This is a genomic window from uncultured Oxalicibacterium sp., assembly GCF_913776015.1.
Classification (GTDB): Bacteria; Pseudomonadota; Gammaproteobacteria; order Burkholderiales; family Burkholderiaceae_D; genus Oxalicibacterium.
This window is the reverse complement of record NZ_CAJYMD010000063.1, coordinates 1-23,714: the sequence shown is the minus strand read 5'-3', so window position 1 is coordinate 23,714 and position 23,714 is coordinate 1. Positions and strand designations below refer to the sequence as shown.

Genomic DNA, 23,714 nt, shown 5'->3' with positions numbered 1-23,714 from the left:
CGCGCATCCAGCAATTCTCGACGCGCGTGTATGGTCCGTTGTTCACCGCCGGCCTGCATTACTGGCAACTTGGCGAATCGCATTACTGGGGCCACAACGCCATCATCCGCATGGTGCCGTTCATCCGCCATTGCGGGCTGGCGCTGCTGCCGGGCAAGGGCACGTTCTCCGGCGAAATCCTGTCGCACGACTTCATCGAAGCTGCGCTCATGCGCCGTGCTGGCTGGAAAGTCTGGATCGCCTACGATCTCGACGGCAGTTATGAAGAAATGCCGCCGAACCTGCTCGACGAACTCAAGCGTGACCGTCGCTGGTGTCAAGGCAACCTGATGAACTTCCGTCTGTTCATGTCGCGTGGCATGCATTCCGTGCATCGCGCCGTGTTCGTGACTGGCGTGCTGGCGTATCTGTCGGCGCCGCTGTGGTTCCTGTTCCTGATTCTTTCCACGGCCTTGCTGGCACAGCACACGCTGACCGATCCGACGTACTTCACCGAACCGTGGCAGTTGTTTCCGACGTGGCCGCAGTGGCATCCGGAAAAAGCGATGGCTCTGTTCAGCGCGACCGTCACGCTGCTGTTCCTGCCCAAACTGCTGAGCGTGATCCTGATTGCATTTCAGGGTGCCAAACATTTCGGCGGCCGCTTCAAGCTGTTCGTCAGCATGCTGATCGAAATGCTGTTTTCGATGTTGCTGGCACCGGTACGCATGCTGTTCCATACGCACTTCGTGATCGCGGCCTTCATGGGCTGGGCCTTGCGCTGGAAATCACCGCCGCGTGAAGATGCCGAAACCACGCCGGGTGAGGCATTCCGTCATCATGGTTTCCACACTTTATTGGGCTTGGCCTGGGGCGGTGCGGTGTTCTGGCTGAATCCGACTTTCCTGCCCTGGTTGTTGCCGATTGTCGGCTCGCTGGTGATTGCGATTCCGGTGTCGATCTATTCGAGCAAGGTCTCGAACGGCCTGCGCTTCCGTCGCGCACGACTGTTCCTGATTCCCGAAGAAGATGTCCCGCCGATTGAGTTGACCGAGACGGCGCGGTATGTCAAAGAGGCGCACATGTTGCCCGACTTTATCCGGGCCGTGGTCGAACCGCAGTTCAATGCGCTGGTCTGCGCGACGGGCAAGCTTCATCCACGTCGTTCGTTGCGAGCGCGCAAGTTGCGCGAAGAGATGGTGCAGGCTGCGCTGGTGAAAGGGCCGAGTGGTCTGTCCGATGTGCAGAAAAACAAATTGCTGGCCGATCCGGTTTATCTGTCTCGTTTGCATCTGGCGGTGTGGACTTCGCCAGATGCGCACCCACACTGGTTTCGCGATGTCTTACCACAGGGTGGGGCAAAGGAAGCGAGACGACAGTTACGGGAAGCTGCTTGAAAGTCGATCTGGCGTGAAGGATGAAAAGACGCTGCAATGAAGCAATTCATTGCAGCGTTTTTTATGATGCGGGAGATGAGGTTTTTACCTGATTGGAAGAACCACGCGCTAACTGTCAGCGACTCTCTTGGTAAAAATGGCGTCACATGCGACGATTCAGCAACCATCCATGCATGGCCTCGCTGACCTGTTGCGGCTGCTCGATCGGTGACAGGTGGCCGCAGTGCTCGACGATGGTCAGGCTCGCATGCGGGATCAGGGCGGTCATTTCCTCATGCACTTCCACTGGCGTCAATTTGTCTTCGCGACCGCACAGGACGAGTGTCGAACAGGGAATCGTGGGCAGAGTCGGCCGACTGTCGATGCGAGAAAGAATCGCCTGCTGCTGCCGGATGAAGCCGTCCTTGCCGACCACGGTTGCCATGTCGTCGATGCGCTCCGCCAGTTCGGCATCGCCCAGATGAGCGGGATGCAAGAGTTTTTCGCGCAAGCCGCGCGATACGGCAGGAAAGTCGGTTTGCGCCAGTGCCATCAGTTTGCGCCGGTTTTCGGTCGCTTCTGGGGTATCGGGCCGGGCGCTGGTGTCGAGTAGTGCGAGGGCTATCACCCGTTCGGGTGCCTGCCGCATGATTTCCAGTGCGACGTAGCCACCCATCGACATGCCGGCGAGCGCAAACATGCCGGCCGGTGCCTGTTCCAGCACGTCGGCGGCAAGCTCTTTCATCGATGCATGTCGCGTCAGGTCGGCGACCGAGATATTGGCAATCGGCGCCAGCGCGTCTGCCTGATGTTGCCAAAGACGCGCATCGTTGAGCAGGCCCGGCAGCAGGATCAGATTGGGCTTCATCAGATAGGACATGGCGTTTCTCCTTCACGAGGCACGAATGCGGCTATCCGGTTGTGACAGAAAGCGCACATTTGCGTTCCGCAAGCCGGATCGATCCCTGTATTTGTGCGGCAAGCCTCTTTCGCTTTTTTCCGGTTCGGGTACGATGGGCACAACGGCGTTACAGGCCTGATACAAGGCCATTTTCCATGAATTATCCTGAAATCCGCAGCAAGACCTTTTTGCTTCTCCTGATTGTATTCAGCATCGCGTTCATCGTGATCCTGTTGCCGTTTTACGGCGCAGTCTTCTGGGCCATCGTGCTGGCCATCCTGTTTGCCCCGTTCTATCGTCGTCTGGTGGCAAAGATGAACAAACGACCGAATCTGGCCGCTTTCACCACACTGCTGATCTGCATTCTGCTGGTGGTGCTGCCGCTGACCATCATCACGCTGTCGCTGATCCGTGAGGCCTCGGCCGTTTACGTGAACCTGCGCTCGGGGCAGATCGATATCGTCGGTTTCGTGCAGCGAGTGTTTGCTGCCTTGCCGGATTCCGTGGTCAATGTTCTCGACCGCTTCGGTGTCGGCAATCTGTCCGCCTTGCAGGAAAAGCTGACAAATGCTGCCGTGCAAGGTAGCGAATTCATCACGCGTCAGGCCATCAACATCGGCCAGAACACATTCAATTTCTTCGTCAGCTTCGCGCTGATGCTGTACATGCTGTTCTTCCTTCTGCGCGATGGTGATCGTCTGGTGGTGCAACTCAAGCAGGCCACGCCGCTCAATCACGATCACAAGCGCGAGCTGTTCAACAATCTGACGACGGCGATTCGCGCGACCGTCAAGGGCAATATCATCGTCGCCTCGGTACAGGGTGCGCTTGGTGGTGTCGCCTTCTGGTTCCTGGGCGTGCAGGGTGCCTTGCTGTGGGGCGTGCTGATGGCTTTCCTGTCCCTGTTGCCGGCGGTCGGCGCCGCGCTGATCTGGCTGCCGGTAGCAATCTATTTCATCATGACCGGCTCGCTGTGGGAAGGAATCGGCCTGATCGTTTATGGCGTGGTGGTGATCGGTCTGGTGGACAACATCCTGCGCCCGATGCTCGTAGGCAAGGATACGCAGTTGCCCGACTACATCGTGCTCATTTCAACGGTCGGCGGCATGGCGTTGCTGGGCCTCAACGGTTTCGTGATCGGCCCCGTGATCGCAGCCATGTGTATCACGCTCTGGGAAATGTTCTCTGTCGGTAATCAGAAGCATGAAGCCGACCGCTTGCATCGTCCTGAATAAACCGACTTTCCCGATCGCCTGCTTCATCCTTCCTTCCTGCCCTTTGTTTCTTTACCTCCGCATCGATGCCGACACGGCAGCGGTGCGAGCAGCAGACCTTTCCTGATTGGTATTCAGCCGAACGCTTCGGCGCTTGTTGCGTAGATAAAGTGTTTGCCCAAACAACGCAGCCACCAGCAACATGCTGTTGGTCAGGACGAATACCAAGTTATCCAGCAGATAGCTGTAAATCACGAAGGCTGTCGATGCGCTGATCTGCCCGATAAACAGCCATGGCGACACGCCTTCACAGCTCTGGCTGCGCCATTGCTGCCAGACTTGGGTAGAGATCGTCAGCAGCAGCAAGCCTGCCGCGATCCAGCCGATCATTTCGGTATGCATGGATTTCCTTTCATGGCAGTTAGTCGTGCGGGCAGCGCAATATCGCTTTACAAAATTTTGGCATGGCGCCTATCCGGTTGCGGCCACTCCAGATTCGTCTCGGTGCGCTCATCTGGCGGCGCCGGCACGTCTTCTCCAGCAATGCGATTGTCGATTCCCGAATTGCCATCCTTGTGGCTTTTCTGACCCGTCACATCTTCGTCGTCCAGTCCGTCGTTCATGCCAGAGTTCTCAGAGTTCTTCTTATTCATGTCATCCTCACTGGCGGTGCCTTCGATACATTTGATAGAAGACACCGCTGAACGAATTCAAGGGCTAAAGGCTTCGGCATTACGCCGTTGCACTCATGAGTTCTTCCTTGCGCTCGGCGAGCTGTGTGCCAAGCTCGTTAAGATCCAGTTTGGATTTGCGCACTTTGGGAAACATCTCTTCCTCTTCTTCGGTCACGTGGTGTTCGATGTATTCGCTGAGTACCTTGACCGTTGCGTCATACATTTCCTCATCGCCATCCATTTCCTCGATCTGGGCGATCAAATCCTTGGCGCTGGCATGTTCCACTTCCGCTTCGTTGAACATGTCCTGATCCTTGATGAACTCACGTGCTGTTGGATAGAACAGCTCTTCTTCGACCATGGCATGAATGGTCAATTCTTCGCAGATCTGGCGTGCGATTTCCACTTTGCCGTCCGTATCATCGGCTTTGGCACGCTTTTCGAATTCCTTGAACAGCTTTTTGACTTTCTTGTGATCATTGATCAACAGATCGATGGCGTTCTGACCGGCTGGCGAGGAAGCGGCTGGCTTGGTCGTCTTCGTTTTGCTTGTTGGCATGACAGTCTCCATTTGGTGGTGTGATGATGAGTGAAACAAAAGCATCCGTGAGATGACTGTAGCCACGGGACAGAAATCTGCGTATCGGAAATCATCATCTTTATTCGTAGGAATTCGTCAGCAATCCGCGCCAGTGTTCATGTCATGACGCTGGGCAATATTCGTTGCGCGTCAAATCTGCGACAATTCCCGCATGAATACCGATTCTTCAGCTCTGAATTCCGCCAATCAGCTTATTCACACGGCCTTTTTCAAATTTGTTCGGCTCGACGATGCCGAGGCCGTCACAACGCGTTTGCGTGAACTCACGCATGAGGTGCTGGGTAGCATCCTCGTCGCTAGGGAAGGTATCAACGCGGTGCTAGCCGGTCCGGCCGATGCAGTGGCACGCTTTGAAGAAGCCTTGCGCACCGATCCGCTGTTTGCCGGACGTTTTGCGGACATCCACTTCAAGCACAGCGCGTGCATTACGCCGCCCTTTGCGCGCATGAAAGTGCATCACAAGCCGGAAATCGTGATGCTGGGCGTGGATGATGTGGACGCCGTCGGCAAGAAAGGGATCGACGTCGCTCCTGCAGCATGGCGTGAGTTGATTGCGCAGGATGATGTGGTCGTCATCGATAACCGGAACAGCTTCGAATACCAGCTTGGAAAATTCAGGAATGCCATCGATCCTGGTGTCGATAACTTCCGCGATTTTCCAAGGTTCATCGAAGAAAACGCGCCGCGCTGGCACAAGGAAGGCAAGCGCATCGCCATGTATTGCACGGGCGGCATTCGCTGCGAAAAGACCAGCGCGTGGATGCTGGACATGGATATCCCGGTCTACCAGCTCGAAGGCGGCATCCTCAATTATTTTGAAAAGATGCCGGATGCAGAGCGCGACTGGGAAGGCGAGTGCTTCGTCTTTGATAACCGTATTGCGCTCGACACGCATTTGCAGGAAACATCGTCCACGCCGGAAGATGTCTACGGTGGCAAGCCCGAATGGGAATGGCGACTGCAACGTGCGCGTCGCCTGGAAGAAGACAGCGAGTAAAGCGCCAGTGAATCCCCGCTTTCGCCCGCCCCATCGCGATGGCGTCGGTCCCAGCCGCGTCGCTTTACCGGCGGGGCGCTGGCCATCGATCCTGACGTTTCTCGTTCACCAGTTTCCTTCCATCGCTGCCGAAGAATGGGTGCAACGCATGCTGCGCGGCGACGTGCTCGATCAGGATGGACTGCCGCTCATGCCCGACAGCCCGTATCGTGCAAACAGTTGGCTGTTCTACTATCGCCAGTTGCTGAGCGAACCGCGCATTCCCTTCGAGGAAACCGTGCTGTATCAGGACGACTGGCTGGTGGTAGCCGACAAGCCGCATTTCCTGCCCGTGACCCCAGCCGGCCGCTACGTGCAGGAAACGCTGCTGGTACGGCTCAAACGCAAGCTCGGCATCGATACACTGGCGCCAGCACACCGCATTGACCGCGAAACTGCCGGGCTCGTGTTGTTCACGATCCAGCCCGCCACGCGCGATCGCTATCAATCCCTGTTCCGCGAACGGAGTGTGCGCAAGGTCTATGAAGCGATTGCACCATGGCGTGCCGACAGACAACTACCGCTCGTGCATTGCAGTCGTCTCGAAGAAAGCCAAGCCTTCATGCAAATGCACGAAGTCCCGGGTGAGCCGAATGCCGAGACGCGCATCGAACTGCTCGACGTGCACGGCGATTACGCGCGCTACCGTCTGCTCCCCGTCAGTGGGCAAAAGCATCAGCTACGTGCACACATGGCCGCGCTCGGCATGCCGATTCTCAATGACCGCATCTACCCGACCTTGCTGCCTGACGATGCCGCCCGGCCCGATTATGCGCAGCCCTTGCAATTACTGGCCAAATCCGTGCGCTTCACCGATCCTGTGTCAGGCAAGCTGCATCAATTCGAAAGTCGGCAGAAATTGGCATGTCTGGATTGACAGCAGCGGCCGTGACGTAAGCAGCGCGGGCAAGTAGCGGCAGCGTAGAAGGCATGTCGTATCCGGGAAACCTCTCCCATGTAAATCGTCCGTTGCAAAAACAAAAAGCGACAACCGGATAAACCGGTCGTCGCTTTTTTCTTGCCCGCACATTGTTGCACAACGCGTCGGGTCCGGACATAAAAAAAGACCGGCCTAAGCCGGTCTTTAAAACATACAACAACAGGAAGCTTATTCTGCAGCAGCAGGCTTTGCCATGTGTTTTGCACGCATTGGCTTCAGAACGAACCAGGCCATCAGAGCGGCGATTGCGTTCAGGATCGATGCCAGTACGAACACCGAGTACCAGCCACCGGTTGCAGTTGCCAGCACAGCTGACAGAGGAACCAACAGCGAAGCCGTGCCTTTTGCGGTGTACAGCAGACCAGCGTTAGCCGATGCATATTTCGACCCGAAGGTGTCGGCGCAGGTCGATGGGAACAGCGAGTAGATCTCACCCCAAGCGAAGAACACGATACCGGTCAGGATAACGAATGCGTATGGGTTGTGGCCGTAGTGGAACAGCGCCAGGATACCCACTGCTTCGATCGCAAACGCGATGAACATGGTTGGTTCGCGGCCGATTTGATCGGATACCCAGCCGAAGAATGGACGGGTCAGGCCGTTAAGGACGCGGTCGATTGCCAGAGCAAACGTCAGTGCTGGCAGGGTCAGCCCCATCATGCTGACTTCAACGTCGAACACTTTGAAGTCACGAGCGATCGAGCCCAGCTGTGCAGTTGCCATCAGGCCACCAGCAGCAACCATGACGAACATCGAATACATGATCCAGAACACTGGCTCTTTGAGCACTTGGCTTGGCTTGTAGTCGCGCTTGGTTTGCTGAACGTTAGCAACTTGTTCTGCTTTCTTGTGCTCAGGTGGACGAACCAGCAGCAGAGCGATGATCACAACAACGATACCTTGGCCGATACCGAAGTACAGGAATGCATCTTCGTAGCCGCGGTTAGCGATCATTGCCGAGATAGGCAGAATGGTGATTGCCGAACCAGCACCGAAACCGGCAGCGGTCAAGCCAGCAGCCAGACCACGGCGATCAGGGAACCACTTCAATGCGTTACCAACGCACGTACCGTAGACGGCACCAGCACCGATACCGCTGATAACGGCTGCGAAGTACAGCATTGCCAGCGTGTCAGCGAACGAGTTGATGAACCAACCCAGGCCGCAGAGGATACCGCCAACCAGAACCACAGGACGTGGGCCGAATTTATCAACGAACCAACCTTCGATTGGCACCAACCAGGTTTCGGTCAGAACGAAGATCGTGAATGCAACTTGAATTGCTGCGCGGCTCCAGCCGTGTTTTGCAGCGATTGGATCGACGAACAGCGTCCAGCCGTACTGCAAGTTTGCGATCATCGCCATGGCGATGATACCGAATACCAACTGACCCCAACGGAAGCCGTCGGAGCGAGCTGGCGTATTAGCTGCTTGATTCATTTTTGCCTCTCTCAAAACTCTCAAGTATCAAAAAGCACTGTCGGTAGTGTCAGTGCGCCGTTGCAATAAACAGCTGATTCGTGTCGATCACTTTCAACGTTGCAGTCATCCGCCAAGCTTGTAACTTTTCTGGCTGCCGCAAAGATGTGTTTATCTGTTTCAACGACGTCACTATCGACAAAGAGAAGACCGTTCGCAATAGGAATATGAGATATTCAGCTTGTGGATAACACGTAATTTGTCGTAAATAAAAAACGGCCATTGTGGATAGCGCGTACGTTTTTTGTGGATAGTACGTAAAAAACGGAAACATAGACCCCATAAGGCTTTGCGGCGAGGTGTGTTAAGTTTTCGTTAAACGTGTCCGAATATTTTGAAATGATTTTTGGCCGTTTTGGCGCGCCGTTTTTTAACGATTTCTGATGATTAAAAAATGAGCAGTGGAATAAATCGGGCCCAGTGTCCGTATACGTGAGAGTCGGCATTCACGACACCGCGCAGTGCGACGCCCTTGGGCAGCGCTGTCATTCAAACGATGCATTCAAAGGAGCAAACATGAAAACCCGATCTCTCATGGCTTGTGCCATTCTCGCGCTCGGCCTGGCCGGCACCGTCGCCGTACAGGCGCAATCCCTCAAGAAAGTCGACGGCGTGCTGGTCGATACCAATGGTATGACCGTCTATACCTTCGACAAGGACACCATCGGCGATGGCAAAAGCGTTTGTAACGGCCCATGCGCCACCAACTGGCCGCCAGTACCCGCCACCGATAAGGTCGCTGCCCCCTATTCGGTAGTCACGCGCGATGACGGCAGCAAGCAGCTGGCATATAAAGGCAAGCCGCTCTATCTGTTTGCCGCAGACAAGAAGCCGGGCGATCGTGCCGGTGACAACGTCAAGGACATCTGGCACGTGGTCAAAGACTAAGGGCGACGAAAAACCTTCTGCCGTCATTGCTGCGTCCCCTTATACCGTGTGCAGCCGGAGACGCAGCATCTGACCAGAATTATTTTTGTGTTTTGTTTGTCGCGTTGAAAATGCGCATGAATGGAAAACCTGATGGATGACGCGCGTGATCATCTGATCGCCTGCCTGCCGCGATTGCGCCGCTACGCCCGTGCGCTGGTGGGTGATCGCACGCGGGCCGACGATCTGGTGCAGGACACGGTAGAGCGTGCCTGGCGCCATCTGGCCTCCTGGCGGCGCGATGGCGATATGCGGGCCTGGCTGTTCGGCATCATGCACAACGTGCATGTCGATCAATTGCGTCGTCCGCGTCTTCTCATGGAAGAGCTGGATGAGGATTGGCCGGACATGCAGGAAGCATCACAAGCCGACATGACGCTTGACGAAATGTCGCGAGCCTTGCGCACCTTGCCCGATGAGCAGCGCGAAACACTGCTGCTCGTGGTGCTGGAAGAATTGCAGTACGACGAAGTGGCTGCATTGCTGAATGTGCCGATCGGTACCGTCATGTCGCGCCTGTCACGGGCGCGACAGCGACTCAAGGCATACCGTGAAGGAGGGCCGCAGGTGCCGGCCTTGAAGGTGATCAAATGAAGGATCCGTTGATTTCGCAAGACATGTTGCATGCCTATGTCGATCGACAGTTGCCGGCCGAGCGCCGTCATGCAGTCGAACATGCTTTGGCATCCGATGCAAAATTGCGCACGCAGGCTGCGACATGGCAGCAGCAGAACGACGCCTTGCATGCGCTGTTCGATCCGGTGCTGGATGAAAGCGTGCCGTCACGCCTGCTGCCATCGGCGCCCGTCGTGCCGCTGCGCGCGGCATGGTATGGGCGTGCTGCCGCAGGCTTGGTGATTGCGCTGCTGGGTGGTGCGGCAGGCTGGGGCTTGCATGGCTGGCAGGGCGGCGAGCGTGCATCGTCGATCCCCGTCTTTGCGCATCAGGCCGCCATCGCGCATGTCGTCTACAGCCCGGACGTGCGTCGTCCGGTCGAAGTCGGGGCCGATCAGGAGGCGCAACTCGTGACCTGGCTCAGCAAGCGCACGGGGGTCGCCTTGCATCCGCCGCAACTGGGTACGCTGGGTTATGCGCTGGTAGGTGGGCGCTTGCTGCCGGGACAGAGCGGCCCGGTGGCGCAGTTCATGTATGAAGACACGAGCGGCCAGCGGCTGACGCTGTATGTCTCCACCGATCAGAAGCAAAACACCGATACCGGCTTCCGCTTCGCCCGCGAGGGCAATGTCAATGTCTTCTACTGGATCGATGGCAAGCTGGGTTATGCCTTGTCGGCAGGTATCGACCGGCAGGCGCTGGCGGCGGTCGCGCATGTCGTGTACGAGCAACTGGATCGCCCGGCACCGTAAAACCGCGCGGAACGGCTTGCCTTGGCGGGGCGGATGCGCTTCAATGACGAGCATTGTGTGCTGCTTGCCGGATGGCATGTAGGTCTGTGTTTGCGCACCGTCTTTTTCTGGAGCCTGTCTTGCCTATTACTCTTCCGCAGGATTTTCAAACCGTCGGCGCGCATCTGGAAGCCTTGCTCGCCAAAGTCAGAAGCGGCGCCACTGGTGAAGACGTCGTACGTGACATCGAGCAGGCGATTGCGCTGCTCGGCGAGCAGGGCGTGCAGGACTCGCTTACCGGGCTGCTCAACCAGCGCGGTTTGATGCGGCGACTCGACGAGGAGCTGGAGCGCTCGCGGCGTACCGGCCATGCCTTTTCAATCGCCGTCATCGCCATCGATGGTTATCAGGATATCGTCTCGCAATATGGTGCCGAACTTGCGCAAGCGGCGGCGCGTGCATTGGCGACATCGGCCTCGCGCCTGCTGCGTGCGCTGGATGCCATCGGTCGCATCAGCGATGACGAATTCGCATTGGTCTTGCCGACGACCTGGATCGAGCATACGGGCATACCGGTTGCGCGTATCATCAGCGGCGTCTCGAATGCCGACTGGGCCGACAAGTCACCTGAACTGCTGATTACCTTTTCCAGTGGCCTCACGCCCAATGCCTACGGCGACAGTGCAACCAGCATGATCATTCGTGCGCGTGAGGCGTTGGCGTTGGCCCGCTCCAAGGGGCCGGGAGCCAGTGCGCAACTCGAAAAAATCCTGCCGCCGATTGATGTTGGCGGTTTCTAAGAGCGATACGGAGAATGTTTTATAAATCAGGGATAGCCGACCGGCTTTCCCGGCAAATCGGGTAGCGGAATAAACTCGGTTTCACCCGGCACACGTGGAAAACGTTGTGCCTGCCAGTCCTCCTTGGCCTGTTCCAGACGGTCAAGCGAGCTCGACACAAAATTCCACGACAGATAACGCGAGCCATCCATCGGTTCACCGCCGAGCAGCATGAGACGCGTGGCTGTCTTGCCGCCACCGCGCAACGTAATGGTCGTGTCAGGTTTCAGTACCAGCAATTGCCCTGCCTCGTAGAGGCCGTCGCGGCCCAGATCCAGCGTCCCTTCCACCACATACATTGCCTGTTCGGCGTACTCGGCAGGCACGTCGAGTCGCGCTCCCGGTTCAAGGCGGACATCCACATAGAACAGTGGCGACAGGGTAGGCACTGGCGCTGTCTTGCCAAAGAAGCTGCCGGCGACGATGGTGGCCGAGGCACCCTCGCCACTGATGATCGGTAAAGCCGATGCGGCGATATGCTCGAATGAGGGCGCGACTTCTTCGTGCTTTTTCGGCAGTGCGACCCAGCATTGCAGACCAAACAGCGAGGTTGGATGCTGACGTGTCTGCAGGTTGGTGCGCTCCGAATGCACGATGCCGCTGCCCGCCGTCATCCAGTTGACCGCGCCAGGTTTGATGATCTGTACCGAGCCGACGCTATCGCGATGTTCGATTTCGCCATCCAGCAGATAAGTCACCGTGGCGAGGCCGATGTGCGGATGCGGGCGCACGTCGAGGCCATGCCCAGCCTCAAAGCCATGCGGCCCCATCTGATCGAGGAAGACGAACGGCCCGACCATGCGCTTCTGCGTCGTCGGCAACGCGCGCCGTACTTCGAAGTTGTCGCCAAGATCGCGCGTGCGCGGCACGACCACGGTTTGCAGTGCGCTGAAGTCGGGTTCCATATGCATTCCTTCGGCTGCGAGGCCGGTCGATCAGTGGTAGAAGTCTGCGATCAGTTCGATTGCGTGACGATCTTGATCTCGCCCGACAACGCCTTGTGTACCGGGCACTTGTCGGCGATCTTGTTCAGGCTGTCTTTCTGTTCGTCGTTCAGATCGCCGTAGTACTGGATTGTGCGATTGAAGACGTAGGCACCATCCTGCTCGCCGGCGGTGACGTTGACGTCGACCTTTTCCAGCGGCAGCGATTTGCGGCCAGCGTACATGTTCAGCGTTACGGCAGTGCAGGCACCCAGTGCGGCAGCCAGCAGATCGTGCGGTACAAAGCCTGCATCATCGCCACCGAAAGCCGAAGGTGCATCGACCGCCAGCGTGTGCGGACCGACTTCCACTGTGTGTTGATATTTGCCTGCTGCGGCTTTGGTAACCTTGATCTCGTTGTTTGCCATGCATTTCTCCAATTTTGAATGTGATGAGACGCCATGAACGGGAATGCCCATGATCGCTGACTCACGAAGGCATACTATAGCGCAGCCGCGCCATCCGGATTTTCTGTCAGCCGGTGGAAAGATTCCTCTGGCACCATAGAGGGGCAGCGGATTGTGCCGCATTGGCGCAATCCTTACTTTGTCCATTTTTCAGAAAGGTCGCCATGAGCACAGCGCACAACAAGATTCCCGCTACCTTGATCCCCGGCGATGGCATCGGGCCGGAAATCGTCGATGTGGTCGAACGCGTGTTCGATGCGCTGGGCAGTCCTTTCGCATGGGAGCGTCATCAAGCCGGTGTCAATGCGCTGGAACGCGACGGCGATCTGCTGCCGCAAGCCACGCTAGACAGCATTCGCCAGACCGGACTTGCGCTCAAGGGGCCACTGACCACACCGATCGGCGGTGGTTTTCGCTCCGTCAACGTGCGCCTGCGCGAAGCCTTCCAGTTGTATGCCAACGTGCGTCCGGCACGCACCATCATTCCGGGTGGCCGCTATGACAACATCGATCTCGTTCTGATTCGTGAAAACCTTGAAGGCTTGTACGTTGGCCATGAGCATTACGTACCGATCGATGGCGATCCGCATGCGGTGGCCATGGCGACCGGTATCAACACGCGCGCCGGCAGCCGTCGAATTGCACAGTTCGCCTTCGATTACGCGGTGCGTAATCGCCGCAAGAAAGTCACCATCGTGCACAAGGCCAATGTGCTCAAGGCATTGACGGGACTGTTTCTGGAAACGGCAAAACAGGTCGCAACCGATTACGAAGGGCGCATCGAAAGCAATGACCGTATCGTCGATGCCTGCGCCATGCAGCTCGTACTCAATCCGTGGCAGTTCGATGTGATCGTTTCCACCAATCTGTTCGGCGACATTCTTTCCGATCAGATCGCCGGTCTGGTCGGTGGCCTTGGCATGGCGCCAGGCGCCAACATTGGCGAACATGCTGCCATCTTCGAAGCCGTGCACGGTTCCGCGCCCGACATCGCCGGCCAGGGCAAGGCCAATCCAAGCGCCTTGCTGCTGGCTGGCGCATTGATGCTGGAGCACAAGGATTTGCATGCCGAAGCGCAGTTGCTGCGCGTGGCGATCAACGATGTGCTGGCGACTGAAGCCGGGCGCACGCCCGATCTGGGCGGTAGCGTATCGACCTCGCACTTTGGTGATTTGCTAATCGACCGGATTCGCGGTTGATTTCACCGTTGCTTTGGCATGCAGTGCGCGTGTCGGAATCCGAAGCACACACACTGCGCCGATCGCGCCAAGACCCAGTAGGCAGACTTGCGCCAACGGACGGCCTGAGAAAGACCAAGCGGAGAAGCCGATCGTCACCAACATTGTTGTGATGGCGACGCATTTTGTCCGCTTGGTCAAACTTCGGTGCTCTTCCCAATTACGAATGAACGGCCCCAGTAAGCGATGCTGGAGAAGCCAGCTATGCAATTTCGGCGAGGCTTTGGCAAAGCAGGCAGCAGCCAAGAGAACAAAGGGCGTGGTGGGTAGGCCTGGAACCACAATGCCGATGATGCCGAGTCCTAGCGACAGCATGCCGATCGTGCCGAACAGAAGACGCTGTGCAGCTGAACGATGGGCGGAGTGTGTCGTGCCGGAAGGGCGCATAAACAAGTTGGGCAATCAGAAGAATTGCCTTGATTGTCCCACACCCTTCCTGGTCGTTCTTGCGGTGGATCAAATGCTTCGTTAAGAGGATTCGTTATTTCAGGCGAATACTGCTCTGAAAATCTTTCTGTAGCGAATCGCTTGGTTGAAGTTAGGTTGGTATGGGTAGAGTGAGTGATGGGGAGGTGCTTATTGCGCCGGCAATGGATCGGGTGACGTGCGGGAAACTGGCACCGATGCGGCTGGTGCTGATGCCGGCGTCGGTGCCGGTTCAGGCGGCAGTTCGTCGCGGCGCGTGCCGAGGAAACGTTCGACCAGTTCAAAGAAATTTTCGTAGAAGGGGCCCGCCGTCACGGTTTCGCTGGCGACCTTGACCAGCGAATCGTCACTCGATGAAAACGGCAGCGACACGGAACCCAGTGCGCCGACGCCAAGGCTGGCGGCGCTATTCACCTTCTTCAGCGCGTAGCGTTCTTCCAGTGCATTGACGAACATCGACGAGGTGCCGCCTGCGGGGCCGTTATCGGCACACACCACGCGAAATGCGATCTGTACATGCGTGCTGTTTTGCGGCTGGAAGTTCTTGCGCGCATCGATCTGGTTGCTGGTAAAGGCGCTGATGACGTAGCCCTGGCTCAGCAAGGTACGGCGCGCTGCTTCGCATGCCGTGACTGACGGGAAACCGTAATTACGCGAGAAAATGCCGGCAGAATCGAATTTTTCCGCTTCATAGGTATTGTTAGGTGCAGTCTGGCAGCCAGCGACCGCCAGCAGGACGGCAAGAATCGTCAGAATGCGTAGGGAGCGTAACGGGGATGACATGACATACCTCGGGAATCGACAACGATGGACTGCGCGCACGCCGGAAAATTCCCATTATCGGGGATCGACGCGATTTTTGTATGCATGCGCAGCGCATGTTTACCTGAGGCAAGGGCGGCGCCCTGGTGTTTGTCCGCGCACACTATTTGCATGACGTCGTCCGGCAATCTCGGTTACTCTTCACCCCTTGTCGCACAACATGAGAAAAAGATGGGCAATCTGGTCATCGTTCGCCACGGCGAGTCCCAGTGGAATTTGCAGAATCGCTTTACCGGCTGGACGGATATCGACCTGACCGAAAAAGGACAGAAACAAGCCCGCCGCGCCGGTCGTGCATTGGTGGAGGCCGGCATCCGCTTTGATCTTGCCTTTACGTCTGTTCTCAAGCGTGTGATTCGTTCGCAATGGCTGATCGTAGATGAGATGGACCTCATGTATATCCCCGTCATCAGCCACTGGCGACTCAACGAGCGCCATTACGGTGCGCTGACCGGCCAGAGTCGTGCCGACGTCATCGCCCAGTTCGGTGAAGAGCAGGTGTGGCAATGGCGTCGTGGTTACGCCAGCCGGCCGCCGCTGATGGCCAGCGACGATCCGCGTGCACCTGCCAATGAAGACCGCTATCGCCATCTGCCATCGGACTTGTTGCCGCTTGGCGAATCGCTCGAAGATACCGTGGCCCGTGTGCGCGTGTTTTGGGAAGACTCCATCAAACCCGCCTTGCAGCAGGACAAAGACGTGCTGATCTGCACCCATGGCAACAGCCAGCGTGCGCTTGTTCGCCTGCTGGAACCTGATCTGTCCGATGAGGAAGTCGCGCGTTTCGATGTGCCTAACGGCGTGCCGCTTGTTTATCGTCTTGATGCCGCGTTACGCGTGCTGGATCGCCATTCGCTGGCGATTGACGAGGCGACCAGCTCTTCCATCCTGTAATTTTCTTCATTGCTTCGGCTTCTGGGCCGTGCCCTTTGCGGCAGGGTATTCGTCTGTCATGCCAAGTCGCTCGTGCCACTGTGCCAGCGACTCTTCGGGATAGCGACCGAATTTCTTGTCCTTCTTGTTGCCCGTCACTTCCACCCATGCCGGTTTGAAGTCCAGCATCAGATGCGTGTGCTCGGGCGGCGGCTGTAGCGGTGTATCGATGGCCGATGCGAACGGATGCACCAGTTCCGGCCATTGCGGATCGTACAACCACAAGGCGCTGCCGCAGCGTCGGCAGAAATGGCGTTCGCCGCTGCTGGCATGAGCGCGTTGACCTTCTTCCCGCAGGATGGCGTGGTAGACACTGATGTCATCCTTGCCATGCACCTTCAGCGTGCTGGCATCGCCGCCGAGATTGATCGCATACCCACCGCCGCCCTGTGTCTTGCGGCAGATCGAGCAGTAGCAGCGCTGGTAGGGGACGGGTGTGCTGCTTTCCAGTGAAAAGCGCACCGCGCCGCAATGGCAGGAGCCTTCGAGATGCATGATCTCTCCTCGAAAATGTGGTCCTGTTTGGGTTTGCCGGTGGCAGCTTGGTTCCATTGCAGCGTCTGATTGCTTTACGAGAACATGCGTTTATCGCGAGCAGCCATACGAAACGCCTCTATTGATGTGAGGGCACGCCAGTAAAGTCTACGGAGAGTGGCGGTGTGAGCGAGCAAGACAGCCGGCGTCGACATGCGTCACGCATGCGATCCATCAGCGGCCCGCCTTTATTGCATGAATTCGCGCTTGAGGAAGGCTTCGAGATCGGCGGTGTCCTGCGGTCTTGCTGACAGCGTGACAACGCGGCCCAGACGGCGTGATTCCCAAGTGAAATCACCACGCTCGAACTGCCGGATGATCTCGATCATGCGGCGCGCAATCGCCGTATCGACATCGCCCCCGAGTCCTGCATCGACCTGAATCAACTGACGCATGTTGCGATTGCGTTGCGAACTCCAGCCGCGAAACAGGAATTCTGCAATACGGACGCCTTTGTAGGTGATCTGAAATACGCCACCTGAATCATTGCGGCCGCGCGCCTGCTTTTCCATCAATTCCTGCACATTGGCGCGCGCGATAGCACTGTCGTCCTGCGGCGCCGACTGGCTGCTTTGCGGTTCCTGGATGCCAGCGGCACGGCGGCGGTCGCGCGCTGCTGTCAGCATATCGGTCATGTCCATGTTCGGATCAAACTTACGCTCGGCTTCCTTGGCTGGTGGCGGCGTGATGCTGCGAGGTCGTTCTTCCTGTTTTGACTGGCTCGGTGCCTTGCGCGGTGTTGGCGTGGGTTTTGGACGAACCGGTGTCGCTTTTGGCGCCGGCGGTGTGGCCGGGCGCGGAGTGGTTTGCGGAGCAGGTGCTTGCGCCAGCAGACGGACTTCCAGCGGCGCCAAGCCTTCCTTGCCGGGTTGCGCCAGATCGAGACGTGGCTTATCCATGCGCAGACCCACGAGCAGCAAGAAATGAATCAGCAGGGACAGGATCAGTCCGAGATAGATGCGGGCATTCGGACTGTCAGGAAGTAACTTCATGTACGACTTGGCAAGGAAACGGTGCCCAATTATGGCGGCACGAGAAAAAGTTGGGGTGACGAAAGCAGATTTTTAGACGATTTTTCGCAGAAAAAATCCCTGGTTATCACCAATGTAAATATCAGATATATAAATAAATTCGGCGATAGTAAGCACTAACAAATACTGTAAATGCCACCCTCATTTACGTAAAAACACGTAGTTAAGTACGTAGTAATACGTATTGAGACCATAAGTGCAAATACGTATTGTCACGAAAACTTAACGCAACCTTAACCATTTCTTCACTTAACGGTAAGTCGTACAGCGTTTCGTTTTCCTGATTCACGCAGTCTTGATGTGCAGGCAACCTGCAATGCGACCGGACGACTGGTAGGCATAGACGATAACGAGGAGTCAGGCAAAACGAGATCACCGTCGCGGAAATGGTGCTTTTCCGGAAAGTGAGGTGCATGACTTGTTTTGCAATACCCCGCCGAGACATCCTTGCGGTCAATCGGCAAAAGGCGGAACGGCGCTCGACCGGTCCATCAATGGCCGCCTCTAACATCCTTGCGGACGTCTTCAGTCTTAAAGACGAACAAATTTATTATCAATCGTCGCTTTGCTCTTTGCATGAGCAAAACGATTATTCAGGCATGAGGAACATTATGACAAATGCAACACGTTTTCTGGCGCGTGCGCCGCAATTTCTGAAGGGAGCGCGCCATGGCTGAACTCTCCGCATCGGCAATCCGTCCTGATCAACCGATCAAGGAAAGCACCCGTTGGCTGCAACTGATCGTCGGTATCGTCTGTATGGTTGCAACCGCGAACATCCAGTATGCATGGACCCTGTTCGTTCCTGAAATTCAAGGTACGTTCGGCTGGGCACGTGCAGAAATTCAGATCGCTTTCACGATCTTCGTTCTGGTTCAAACCTGGTTGGCACCGATTGAAGGCTTCTTCATCGATAAATTCGGTCCGCGCGTCATGGTTGCATTCGGTGCACTCGGCATCGGTTTGGCGTGGATTTTGAACTCGCAAGCAACGACCCTGATGGGCTTCTACGTTGGCGCAGCAGTTGGTGGTGTTGGCGTTGGCTGTATCTACGCAACCTGCATCAACAACGCGTTGAAATGGTTCCCTGATCGTCGTGGTCTGGCTGTTGGTCTGACCGCTGGTGGTTACGGTATGGGGTCGGCTGCAACGATCCTCCCGATCGCTGCAATGATCAAAACCGACGGCTTCCAGGAAACGTTCTTCTTCTTCGGTCTGCTGCAGGGCGGCCTGGCGTTCATCGCTGCATGGTTCCTGCGTTCGCCGAAGTCGCATGAAGTGAAAGCTTCCTCGAAACTGGAACAATCGCGTCGTGACTACACCCTGAAAGAAGCACTCGGCACCAAACTGTTCTGGCTCATGTTCACCATGTTCATCATGGTCGTGACCGGCGGCATGATGGCGGTGGCTCAGCTCGGCGTGATCGCACAAGATTTGGGCGTCAAAGAGTTTGAAGTCAACATGTACTTCTTCACGATGGCTGCGCTGCCACTGGCACTGATGCTTGACCGTATCATGAACGGTATCTCGCGCCCTCTGTTCGGCTGGATCTCGGATAACATCGGTCGTGAAAAAACCATGGTCATCGCGTTCACGCTGGAAGGCTTCGGCATTATCGCTCTGGGCTACTGGGGTCATAACCCATACGCGTTCCTGATATTGTCGGGTATCGTGTTCCTGGCATGGGGTGAGGTCTACTCGCTGTTTTCGGCACTGGCAGGCGACGCCTTCGGTACCAAGCACATCGCGAAAATCTACGGCGTGCTGTACTGCGCCAAAGGTATCGGCGCCCTGTTCGTCCCAGTTGGTAACCTGATGATGGAAGCAACCGGTACGTGGTCTTCGGTTCTCTACACGGTTGCGTGTATGGACTTGACCGCAGCGGTTCTGGCAATCGTGGCGCTCCGTCCGACTCTTGCCAAGCACGTCGCGTACTCGGCCGATCTGCTCAAGAAAGAACAGGCAGCTGCAGCATCTGGTCAACCGATGCCTGCGAACGCTTAATTCGCTTTCTCGTTATTCGTCGCAAGTTTGGCGGGCTCCTTCGGGAGCCCGTTTTTTATTGCCTGCGATGTTTTGATGATTCCATCTATATATATAGCGCGTCGTCAGGCGGTAATCGGCGAGCACAGTTCGACCAGCGTGCCATCCGGGCAGCGCACATACGAAACGGTCTGGCCCCAGGGTTTGGCTTCCGGTGCGCAGAGTTCGGTTGCGCCGGCCGAAATGGCGCGGGCGTGTGCGGAATGGACCTCGGATGTCACCAGAGCAATTTCCATCCCTAGCGGTTGCGTGCTCGCATGAGCAGCGACGAAGCCAGCCGGAAAATGTGCATGTCCCAATGCCAGATCGGCAAAAGCGAGGGTGGTGGCACCGGTATCGAGTTCGCCATACTGGCCGGATTCATGCAGTAAGCGGCGTTTCAAGTCGAATGCACGCTCAAAGAAATCGAGCGAGCTGCCGACGTCAGGAACATAAATGATGGTGTAGCCAAACTGCATGGAAAGTCTCCTCGAAAAAATAGTTGCTGGCGCAACGCAAGCAGAACGCGCGCTTGGCGAATTCCTCACATCTGCAAAAAAGAGGCAGTGTATATTGCCAACTTTGAACTGTTCGGCATTCGGCGGTTCATAGTCAACGTTGCAACATTACAGGTTTATTCAAGCATGAGTTCATCCGTCGGCTGGGGAGAAGCCGCTTTCCTCGGGTTGATACAAGGTCTGACCGAGTTTCTACCCGTTTCTTCCAGTGCCCATCTGCGTATCCTTGGTCCTTTCCTTCCTTCCGGTCTCGATGCCGGTGCCGCTTTCACTGCCATCGTGCAGATCGGTACCGAGCTTGCGGTGCTGCTGTATTTCCGTAAGGACATCTATCGTATTGCCGACACGTGGATTCGCGCGCTCTTCAATCCGGCGCTGCGCAAGGAGCCTGATGTGCGGCTCGGCTGGCTGGTGATTCTCGGTTCCTTCCCGATTGCGGTGCTGGGTTTGCTGTTTCAGCACGCCATCGAAACCAATCTGCGTAATCTTTACATCACCGCCACGATGCTGATCGTGTTCGGGCTGATCCTCGGATTGGCCGACAAGGTGGGTAAGCAGAAATACACGCTTGACCAGATGAGCTGGCGCGACGGCATCATCTTTGGCTTCGCACAGGCAATGGCGCTGATTCCCGGCGTGTCGCGGTCGGGCGGTACCATCACCGCCGGCTTGCTGATGGGCTACACGCGTGAAGCAGCAGCGCGCTACTCCTTCCTCCTGGCGATTCCGGCCGTGTTGGCATCGGGTTTCTATCAGTTGTACAAGAGCTGGGGCGTCGAAGGGCCGGTCAGTCCCGGTGCCACGGCACTGGCCGCTGGCATTTCCTTTGTGGTAGGTTATGGCGTGATCGTCGTGTTCTTGCGCATCGTCAGCAGCCGTGGTTACTGGCCGTTCGTCGTTTATCGCGTGATTCTGGGCTTTGGCGTGCTGGCGTTGTTAACGCTCGGTTATATTGCACCGCATTGATTTACGCGTTTTGCCGGCCTGAAAAAAGCAGACGCGCGCGTCTGCTTTTTTATTGTCTGCGCACCTTGTGCCAAAGCCGTTCAGCCTTGCGTGCGTAATTGATTGGCTTGATAGAAGCCGATGAAATCCCGTGGTGGCATCGCCTTGGCGAACAACCAGCCTTGTCCGTACTTGACGTCACGTGCGCGCAGATACTCGGCTTGCTCATGCGTTTCAACACCCTCGGCCACGGTCACCATATCGAGCGATTGAGCAATATCGATGATGTGATCGATAACAGTACTCGTTGCAGCGCCGGTGCCGATCGTATCAATGAAGGATTTGTCGATTTTCAACGCATCCATGCGCAAGCCTTGCAGATAAGCGAGGCTGGAATAGCCCGTGCCGAAGTCGTCAATAGCCACAGAATGACCTTGTTTTCGTGCGGTTTCGATCGTGTGCCGCACAGCATCCACATTCATGAAACCGCGTTCCGTGGCCTCTAGCCAAATTTGACGCTGGCTGACGCAGTTTTCTTCCAGCTTGGTTTTCAGGGAGCCGAGAAAATGCGGGCATTGAATATCTTGGGCACTCAAGTTCACTGCGATATGTAAGCGCGGATATTTCTTGAGCATGAGATGCATGTCGTGGATCACCAGATCCATTACTTGTTGCGTGATCTGAGTAATCAATCCACTCTCTTCGGCAAGCGGAATAAAGAGATCAGGACGCGTCATTGAGCCATCTGCGCGCTGCCAGCGTACGAGTGCTTCGGCTCCGACGCATTCGCCGGTCTTGAGCGACACGATCGGCTGGTAATGCACGAGAAACTCGCGCCGCTTGACGGCGCTCTTGAGTTCACCCAGCGGAGAAAGATGGCGACGCAGTCGCCAGACAACGCCACCGACGATCAGTGCAGCGATCAGAAGACTCAATGGCACAAGGAGCAGCATTTCGTGTTGCGTACGGACGATCAAACGATCGCGTGGCTCCACTGCGATGGCGACCAGATCGCCTTGTTCGGCGCGTGCGTGCAAGAAATCGCCATCCTTTTGGCGATAAGTCCACGTCGCAATTTTGCCGATCATGCCGGCGTCGGGATTGCCAATGCCGCCAAGTAGCGTACCGTCGCTAAGCGCAATCACAAGTTGAATATCGTCATCGAGCAGAATGTCGGCGAAACGTACAGGGTTGATCAGCGCCTTGTGAGCGTTATAAAACATGCCGATCATGCGATGGTCGCTTTCACCTAGGGGAGATGGTGACAAGCTGAAGTGCAAGTCTTTTGCGGCGGTATATTCCGTACGCCCTACAGATATTGGCGCCTCAACCTCACCCATTGACGAACACTGCACGCGGCCATCTTTGAAATAGGCAATGTCGTCAATGCTCCGCGTCGTGATCACAGCCAGTCGCATCTTTTGCAAATGGGCGGCAGAGCAGGGAACGAGTTCTTCGCGTTCTAAGACGCGCAAGGTGCCAACAGCATCGCGTAGCGATGCAGACGCACGCAATAACGCCTGACGTGCAAACAACGATAGACGATCCTGCTCGGCTTGGGCGGCACGAACGTTCGAAAAATAAAGGGCGAATGAAACGGGAATGCTGATGCCAATTACCGCAAGCGTTACGGCGAGAAGGATGACGCGCGAGCGGTTCAAAGAGATCCCTGTTGTACTTGTTTTACGCAAGAAATTGCATTGAGGAAACATACTACTTTTTTCCTCATTTCCGCAATCCGATGAATATGTTTTTCTTTTTGTAGGTGGTGCCTGCGCAACGCAGCATGATGATTGCGCATAGCCGGCAGTTACAATCTACTGCTTGTTCATTTTTTAAGATATTTTTATGTCGTCGTTCCCGCCTTGCCCCAAATGCCAGTCCTCATTTACCTATGAAGACGCTAGCATGCTGATTTGTCCCGAATGTGCGCATGAATGGCCGCAACAGGCCACGGCAGAAATGGCAGAAGTGGCGCGTTTCTATCGTGATGCCGCCGGCAACCAACTGCAGGATGGCGACACCGTCACCATCATCAAGGATCTCAAGCTCAAGGGCGGTGGCGGCGTATTGAAGATCGGCACCAAGGTCCGAAATATTCGTCTGGTCGATAGCGATCACGACATCGATTGCAAGATCGATGGCTTCGGTGCCATGAGCCTGAAATCCGAATTCGTGAAAAAAGTCTGATGTTTGCCGCAAACAGCGGTGCTGAATGGCGGTAATGGCTGCGCGGCAGCGAACAGAAGGGTAAACAACTGCATGGCATGATGAGATGAAGCGGGTTTCGCAACGGTCAGTTTGCATGCAAGGAGTGATAAACGATGGCACGTTGGCAATGGGTCTTTCGGCAAATCACCAAACGGCTCTGGTTCCGTGCCAGCCTATTCTCCCTGCTGGGCGTCGTTACGGCGCTGCTTGCGCTGCTTTTCAAACACTACATTCCCGCGGAGCTTTCATCGGTCATCGGTGCCGATGCGGTAGACAAGATTCTCGGCATCATTGCATCCAGCATGCTGGCCGTGACTACGTTTTCGCTAAGC

At 56.3% G+C, this 23,714-nt stretch carries 27 protein-coding genes; 14 read left to right on the top strand and 13 right to left on the bottom strand.

The window, feature by feature from the left end:
* On the top strand, window positions 1-1,376 hold a 1,376-nt coding region (gene mdoH, locus QZ725_RS10755; protein WP_293779367.1), incomplete at its 5' end, for a glucans biosynthesis glucosyltransferase MdoH.
* Between the two features lie 142 nt (window positions 1,377-1,518).
* On the opposite strand, the gene QZ725_RS10750 is transcribed toward mdoH, so the two are convergent.
* A complete protein-coding gene (locus tag QZ725_RS10750) occupies window positions 1,519-2,235 on the bottom strand; it encodes an alpha/beta fold hydrolase (protein ID WP_293779366.1) in 717 nt (238 codons plus the stop codon).
* 176 nt (window positions 2,236-2,411) lie between these two features.
* Between QZ725_RS10750 and QZ725_RS10745 the strand changes: the two genes are divergently transcribed.
* Window positions 2,412-3,491: an AI-2E family transporter gene (locus QZ725_RS10745; RefSeq protein ID WP_293779365.1), complete on the top strand. Its 1,080-nt coding sequence runs from the start codon at window positions 2,412-2,414 to the stop codon at window positions 3,489-3,491.
* Between the two features lie 51 nt (window positions 3,492-3,542).
* On the opposite strand, the gene QZ725_RS10740 is transcribed toward QZ725_RS10745, so the two are convergent.
* The 3 genes from QZ725_RS10740 to QZ725_RS10730 all read right to left on the bottom strand — a co-directional run bounded on the left by QZ725_RS10740 (window position 3,543) and on the right by QZ725_RS10730 (window position 4,703).
* Window positions 3,543-3,872 (bottom strand): PQ-loop domain-containing transporter, encoded by a 330-nt coding sequence (locus tag QZ725_RS10740; protein ID WP_293779364.1) that lies wholly within the window; start codon window positions 3,870-3,872, stop codon window positions 3,543-3,545.
* A gap of 47 nt (window positions 3,873-3,919) precedes the next feature.
* Window positions 3,920-4,123 carry a hypothetical protein gene (locus QZ725_RS10735; RefSeq protein WP_293779362.1) on the bottom strand — a complete coding sequence of 68 codons (204 nt, stop codon included), beginning with the start codon at window positions 4,121-4,123 and terminating at the stop codon, window positions 3,920-3,922.
* A gap of 79 nt (window positions 4,124-4,202) precedes the next feature.
* Window positions 4,203-4,703, bottom strand: a complete 501-nt coding sequence (locus tag QZ725_RS10730) for a hemerythrin domain-containing protein (protein ID WP_293779360.1) — start codon at window positions 4,701-4,703, stop codon at window positions 4,203-4,205.
* 193 nt (window positions 4,704-4,896) lie between these two features.
* Here QZ725_RS10730 and QZ725_RS10725 point away from each other — a divergent pair, with 193 nt between their 5' ends.
* Both QZ725_RS10725 and QZ725_RS10720 read left to right on the top strand, forming a co-directional pair.
* Window positions 4,897-5,742: a rhodanese-like domain-containing protein gene (locus QZ725_RS10725; protein WP_293779358.1), complete on the top strand. Its 846-nt coding sequence runs from the start codon at window positions 4,897-4,899 to the stop codon at window positions 5,740-5,742.
* 7 nt (window positions 5,743-5,749) lie between these two features.
* Entirely contained in the window at window positions 5,750-6,658 is a 909-nt protein-coding gene (locus QZ725_RS10720; RefSeq protein WP_293779356.1) for a pseudouridine synthase, read from the top strand.
* Between the two features lie 231 nt (window positions 6,659-6,889).
* Here the strand turns inward: QZ725_RS10720 and oxlT (QZ725_RS10715) are convergent, their stop codons facing one another.
* Complete coding sequence (oxlT, locus tag QZ725_RS10715) at window positions 6,890-8,161, bottom strand: oxalate/formate MFS antiporter (protein WP_293779354.1); 1,272 nt, start codon at window positions 8,159-8,161, stop codon at window positions 6,890-6,892.
* 555 nt (window positions 8,162-8,716) lie between these two features.
* On the opposite strand from oxlT (QZ725_RS10715), the gene QZ725_RS10710 reads away from it, so the two are divergent.
* The 4 genes from QZ725_RS10710 to QZ725_RS10695 all read left to right on the top strand — a co-directional run bounded on the left by QZ725_RS10710 (window position 8,717) and on the right by QZ725_RS10695 (window position 11,273).
* Window positions 8,717-9,088 (top strand): hypothetical protein, encoded by a 372-nt coding sequence (locus QZ725_RS10710; RefSeq protein ID WP_293779352.1) that lies wholly within the window; start codon window positions 8,717-8,719, stop codon window positions 9,086-9,088.
* Window positions 9,089-9,220: 132 nt separating this feature from the next.
* Entirely contained in the window at window positions 9,221-9,721 is a 501-nt protein-coding gene (locus QZ725_RS10705) for a sigma-70 family RNA polymerase sigma factor (RefSeq protein WP_293779350.1), read from the top strand.
* Window positions 9,718-10,494 (top strand): anti-sigma factor, encoded by a 777-nt coding sequence (locus QZ725_RS10700; protein WP_293779348.1) that lies wholly within the window; start codon window positions 9,718-9,720, stop codon window positions 10,492-10,494. Before QZ725_RS10705 ends, QZ725_RS10700 begins: the two co-directional genes overlap by 4 nt.
* A 119-nt stretch (window positions 10,495-10,613) precedes the next feature.
* The gene (locus QZ725_RS10695) at window positions 10,614-11,273 is read left to right on the top strand and encodes a GGDEF domain-containing protein (RefSeq protein ID WP_293779346.1); all 660 of its coding nucleotides are present in this window, start codon (window positions 10,614-10,616) and stop codon (window positions 11,271-11,273) included.
* A 26-nt stretch (window positions 11,274-11,299) separates the two neighbouring features.
* Here QZ725_RS10695 and QZ725_RS10690 read toward each other — a convergent pair whose 3' ends face one another.
* A complete protein-coding gene (locus QZ725_RS10690; RefSeq protein ID WP_293779344.1) occupies window positions 11,300-12,217 on the bottom strand; it encodes a pirin family protein in 918 nt (305 codons plus the stop codon).
* Between the two features lie 50 nt (window positions 12,218-12,267).
* Complete coding sequence (locus tag QZ725_RS10685) at window positions 12,268-12,663, bottom strand: OsmC family protein (protein WP_293779342.1); 396 nt, start codon at window positions 12,661-12,663, stop codon at window positions 12,268-12,270.
* A gap of 203 nt (window positions 12,664-12,866) precedes the next feature.
* Here QZ725_RS10685 and QZ725_RS10680 point away from each other — a divergent pair, with 203 nt between their 5' ends.
* Window positions 12,867-13,901, top strand: coding sequence for an isocitrate/isopropylmalate family dehydrogenase (locus QZ725_RS10680; protein WP_293779340.1), 1,035 nt, complete (start codon window positions 12,867-12,869; stop codon window positions 13,899-13,901).
* On the opposite strand, the gene QZ725_RS10675 is transcribed toward QZ725_RS10680, so the two are convergent.
* Together QZ725_RS10675 and QZ725_RS10670 are read right to left on the bottom strand one after the other, a co-directional pair.
* A complete protein-coding gene (locus QZ725_RS10675) occupies window positions 13,878-14,327 on the bottom strand; it encodes a YbaN family protein (protein WP_293779370.1) in 450 nt (149 codons plus the stop codon). The genes QZ725_RS10680 and QZ725_RS10675 overlap by 24 nt on opposite strands.
* Window positions 14,328-14,516: 189 nt before the next feature.
* The gene (locus QZ725_RS10670) at window positions 14,517-15,149 is read right to left on the bottom strand and encodes a DUF2242 domain-containing protein (protein ID WP_293779338.1); all 633 of its coding nucleotides are present in this window, start codon (window positions 15,147-15,149) and stop codon (window positions 14,517-14,519) included.
* Window positions 15,150-15,359: 210 nt separating this feature from the next.
* Here QZ725_RS10670 and gpmA point away from each other — a divergent pair, with 210 nt between their 5' ends.
* Entirely contained in the window at window positions 15,360-16,082 is a 723-nt protein-coding gene (gene gpmA / locus QZ725_RS10665; RefSeq protein ID WP_293779368.1) for a 2,3-diphosphoglycerate-dependent phosphoglycerate mutase, read from the top strand.
* A gap of 6 nt (window positions 16,083-16,088) precedes the next feature.
* Here gpmA and QZ725_RS10660 read toward each other — a convergent pair whose 3' ends face one another.
* Both QZ725_RS10660 and QZ725_RS10655 read right to left on the bottom strand, forming a co-directional pair.
* Window positions 16,089-16,616: a GFA family protein gene (locus QZ725_RS10660; RefSeq protein ID WP_293779336.1), complete on the bottom strand. Its 528-nt coding sequence runs from the start codon at window positions 16,614-16,616 to the stop codon at window positions 16,089-16,091.
* Between the two features lie 227 nt (window positions 16,617-16,843).
* Entirely contained in the window at window positions 16,844-17,647 is an 804-nt protein-coding gene (locus tag QZ725_RS10655) for a hypothetical protein (RefSeq protein ID WP_293779334.1), read from the bottom strand.
* 708 nt (window positions 17,648-18,355) lie between these two features.
* On the opposite strand from QZ725_RS10655, the gene oxlT (QZ725_RS10650) reads away from it, so the two are divergent.
* A complete protein-coding gene (gene oxlT / locus QZ725_RS10650; RefSeq protein WP_293779332.1) occupies window positions 18,356-19,690 on the top strand; it encodes an oxalate/formate MFS antiporter in 1,335 nt (444 codons plus the stop codon).
* Between the two features lie 104 nt (window positions 19,691-19,794).
* Here oxlT (QZ725_RS10650) and QZ725_RS10645 read toward each other — a convergent pair whose 3' ends face one another.
* A complete protein-coding gene (locus tag QZ725_RS10645; protein WP_293779330.1) occupies window positions 19,795-20,187 on the bottom strand; it encodes a VOC family protein in 393 nt (130 codons plus the stop codon).
* Between the two features lie 165 nt (window positions 20,188-20,352).
* Here QZ725_RS10645 and QZ725_RS10640 point away from each other — a divergent pair, with 165 nt between their 5' ends.
* Window positions 20,353-21,192 carry an undecaprenyl-diphosphate phosphatase gene (locus tag QZ725_RS10640; protein WP_293779328.1) on the top strand — a complete coding sequence of 280 codons (840 nt, stop codon included), beginning with the start codon at window positions 20,353-20,355 and terminating at the stop codon, window positions 21,190-21,192.
* An 80-nt stretch (window positions 21,193-21,272) separates the two neighbouring features.
* Here QZ725_RS10640 and QZ725_RS10635 read toward each other — a convergent pair whose 3' ends face one another.
* Window positions 21,273-22,832 carry an EAL domain-containing protein gene (locus QZ725_RS10635; RefSeq protein ID WP_293779326.1) on the bottom strand — a complete coding sequence of 520 codons (1,560 nt, stop codon included), beginning with the start codon at window positions 22,830-22,832 and terminating at the stop codon, window positions 21,273-21,275.
* A gap of 187 nt (window positions 22,833-23,019) precedes the next feature.
* On the opposite strand from QZ725_RS10635, the gene QZ725_RS10630 reads away from it, so the two are divergent.
* Both QZ725_RS10630 and QZ725_RS10625 read left to right on the top strand, forming a co-directional pair.
* Complete coding sequence (locus tag QZ725_RS10630) at window positions 23,020-23,361, top strand: zinc ribbon domain-containing protein YjdM (protein WP_293779324.1); 342 nt, start codon at window positions 23,020-23,022, stop codon at window positions 23,359-23,361.
* A 134-nt stretch (window positions 23,362-23,495) separates the two neighbouring features.
* On the top strand, window positions 23,496-23,714 hold a 219-nt coding region (locus QZ725_RS10625; protein WP_293779322.1), incomplete at its 3' end, for a DUF2254 family protein.

Excerpts from the sequence above, each read along its gene's own strand:
- oxlT (WP_293779332.1), top strand. The coding sequence starts at position 18,356 with ATGGCTGAACTCTCCGCATCGGCAATCCGTCCTGATCAACCGATCAAG.
- QZ725_RS10750 (WP_293779366.1), bottom strand. The coding sequence starts at position 2,235 with ATGTCCTATCTGATGAAGCCCAATCTGATCCTGCTGCCGGGCCTGCTC.
- QZ725_RS10645 (WP_293779330.1), bottom strand. The coding sequence starts at position 20,187 with ATGCAGTTTGGCTACACCATCATTTATGTTCCTGACGTCGGCAGCTCG.
- QZ725_RS10745 (WP_293779365.1), top strand. The coding sequence starts at position 2,412 with ATGAATTATCCTGAAATCCGCAGCAAGACCTTTTTGCTTCTCCTGATT.
- QZ725_RS10700 (WP_293779348.1), top strand. The coding sequence starts at position 9,718 with ATGAAGGATCCGTTGATTTCGCAAGACATGTTGCATGCCTATGTCGAT.
- QZ725_RS10675 (WP_293779370.1), bottom strand. The coding sequence starts at position 14,327 with ATGCGCCCTTCCGGCACGACACACTCCGCCCATCGTTCAGCTGCACAG.
- QZ725_RS10680 (WP_293779340.1), top strand. The coding sequence starts at position 12,867 with ATGAGCACAGCGCACAACAAGATTCCCGCTACCTTGATCCCCGGCGAT.
- QZ725_RS10710 (WP_293779352.1), top strand. The coding sequence starts at position 8,717 with ATGAAAACCCGATCTCTCATGGCTTGTGCCATTCTCGCGCTCGGCCTG.
- QZ725_RS10640 (WP_293779328.1), top strand. The coding sequence starts at position 20,353 with ATGAGTTCATCCGTCGGCTGGGGAGAAGCCGCTTTCCTCGGGTTGATA.
- QZ725_RS10660 (WP_293779336.1), bottom strand. The coding sequence starts at position 16,616 with ATGCATCTCGAAGGCTCCTGCCATTGCGGCGCGGTGCGCTTTTCACTG.
- QZ725_RS10740 (WP_293779364.1), bottom strand. The coding sequence starts at position 3,872 with ATGCATACCGAAATGATCGGCTGGATCGCGGCAGGCTTGCTGCTGCTG.
- QZ725_RS10655 (WP_293779334.1), bottom strand. The coding sequence starts at position 17,647 with ATGAAGTTACTTCCTGACAGTCCGAATGCCCGCATCTATCTCGGACTG.
- gpmA (WP_293779368.1), top strand. The coding sequence starts at position 15,360 with ATGGGCAATCTGGTCATCGTTCGCCACGGCGAGTCCCAGTGGAATTTG.
- QZ725_RS10670 (WP_293779338.1), bottom strand. The coding sequence starts at position 15,149 with ATGTCATCCCCGTTACGCTCCCTACGCATTCTGACGATTCTTGCCGTC.
- QZ725_RS10705 (WP_293779350.1), top strand. The coding sequence starts at position 9,221 with ATGGATGACGCGCGTGATCATCTGATCGCCTGCCTGCCGCGATTGCGC.
- QZ725_RS10730 (WP_293779360.1), bottom strand. The coding sequence starts at position 4,703 with ATGCCAACAAGCAAAACGAAGACGACCAAGCCAGCCGCTTCCTCGCCA.
- oxlT (WP_293779354.1), bottom strand. The coding sequence starts at position 8,161 with ATGAATCAAGCAGCTAATACGCCAGCTCGCTCCGACGGCTTCCGTTGG.
- QZ725_RS10630 (WP_293779324.1), top strand. The coding sequence starts at position 23,020 with ATGTCGTCGTTCCCGCCTTGCCCCAAATGCCAGTCCTCATTTACCTAT.
- QZ725_RS10690 (WP_293779344.1), bottom strand. The coding sequence starts at position 12,217 with ATGGAACCCGACTTCAGCGCACTGCAAACCGTGGTCGTGCCGCGCACG.
- QZ725_RS10725 (WP_293779358.1), top strand. The coding sequence starts at position 4,897 with ATGAATACCGATTCTTCAGCTCTGAATTCCGCCAATCAGCTTATTCAC.
- QZ725_RS10685 (WP_293779342.1), bottom strand. The coding sequence starts at position 12,663 with ATGGCAAACAACGAGATCAAGGTTACCAAAGCCGCAGCAGGCAAATAT.
- QZ725_RS10735 (WP_293779362.1), bottom strand. The coding sequence starts at position 4,123 with ATGAATAAGAAGAACTCTGAGAACTCTGGCATGAACGACGGACTGGAC.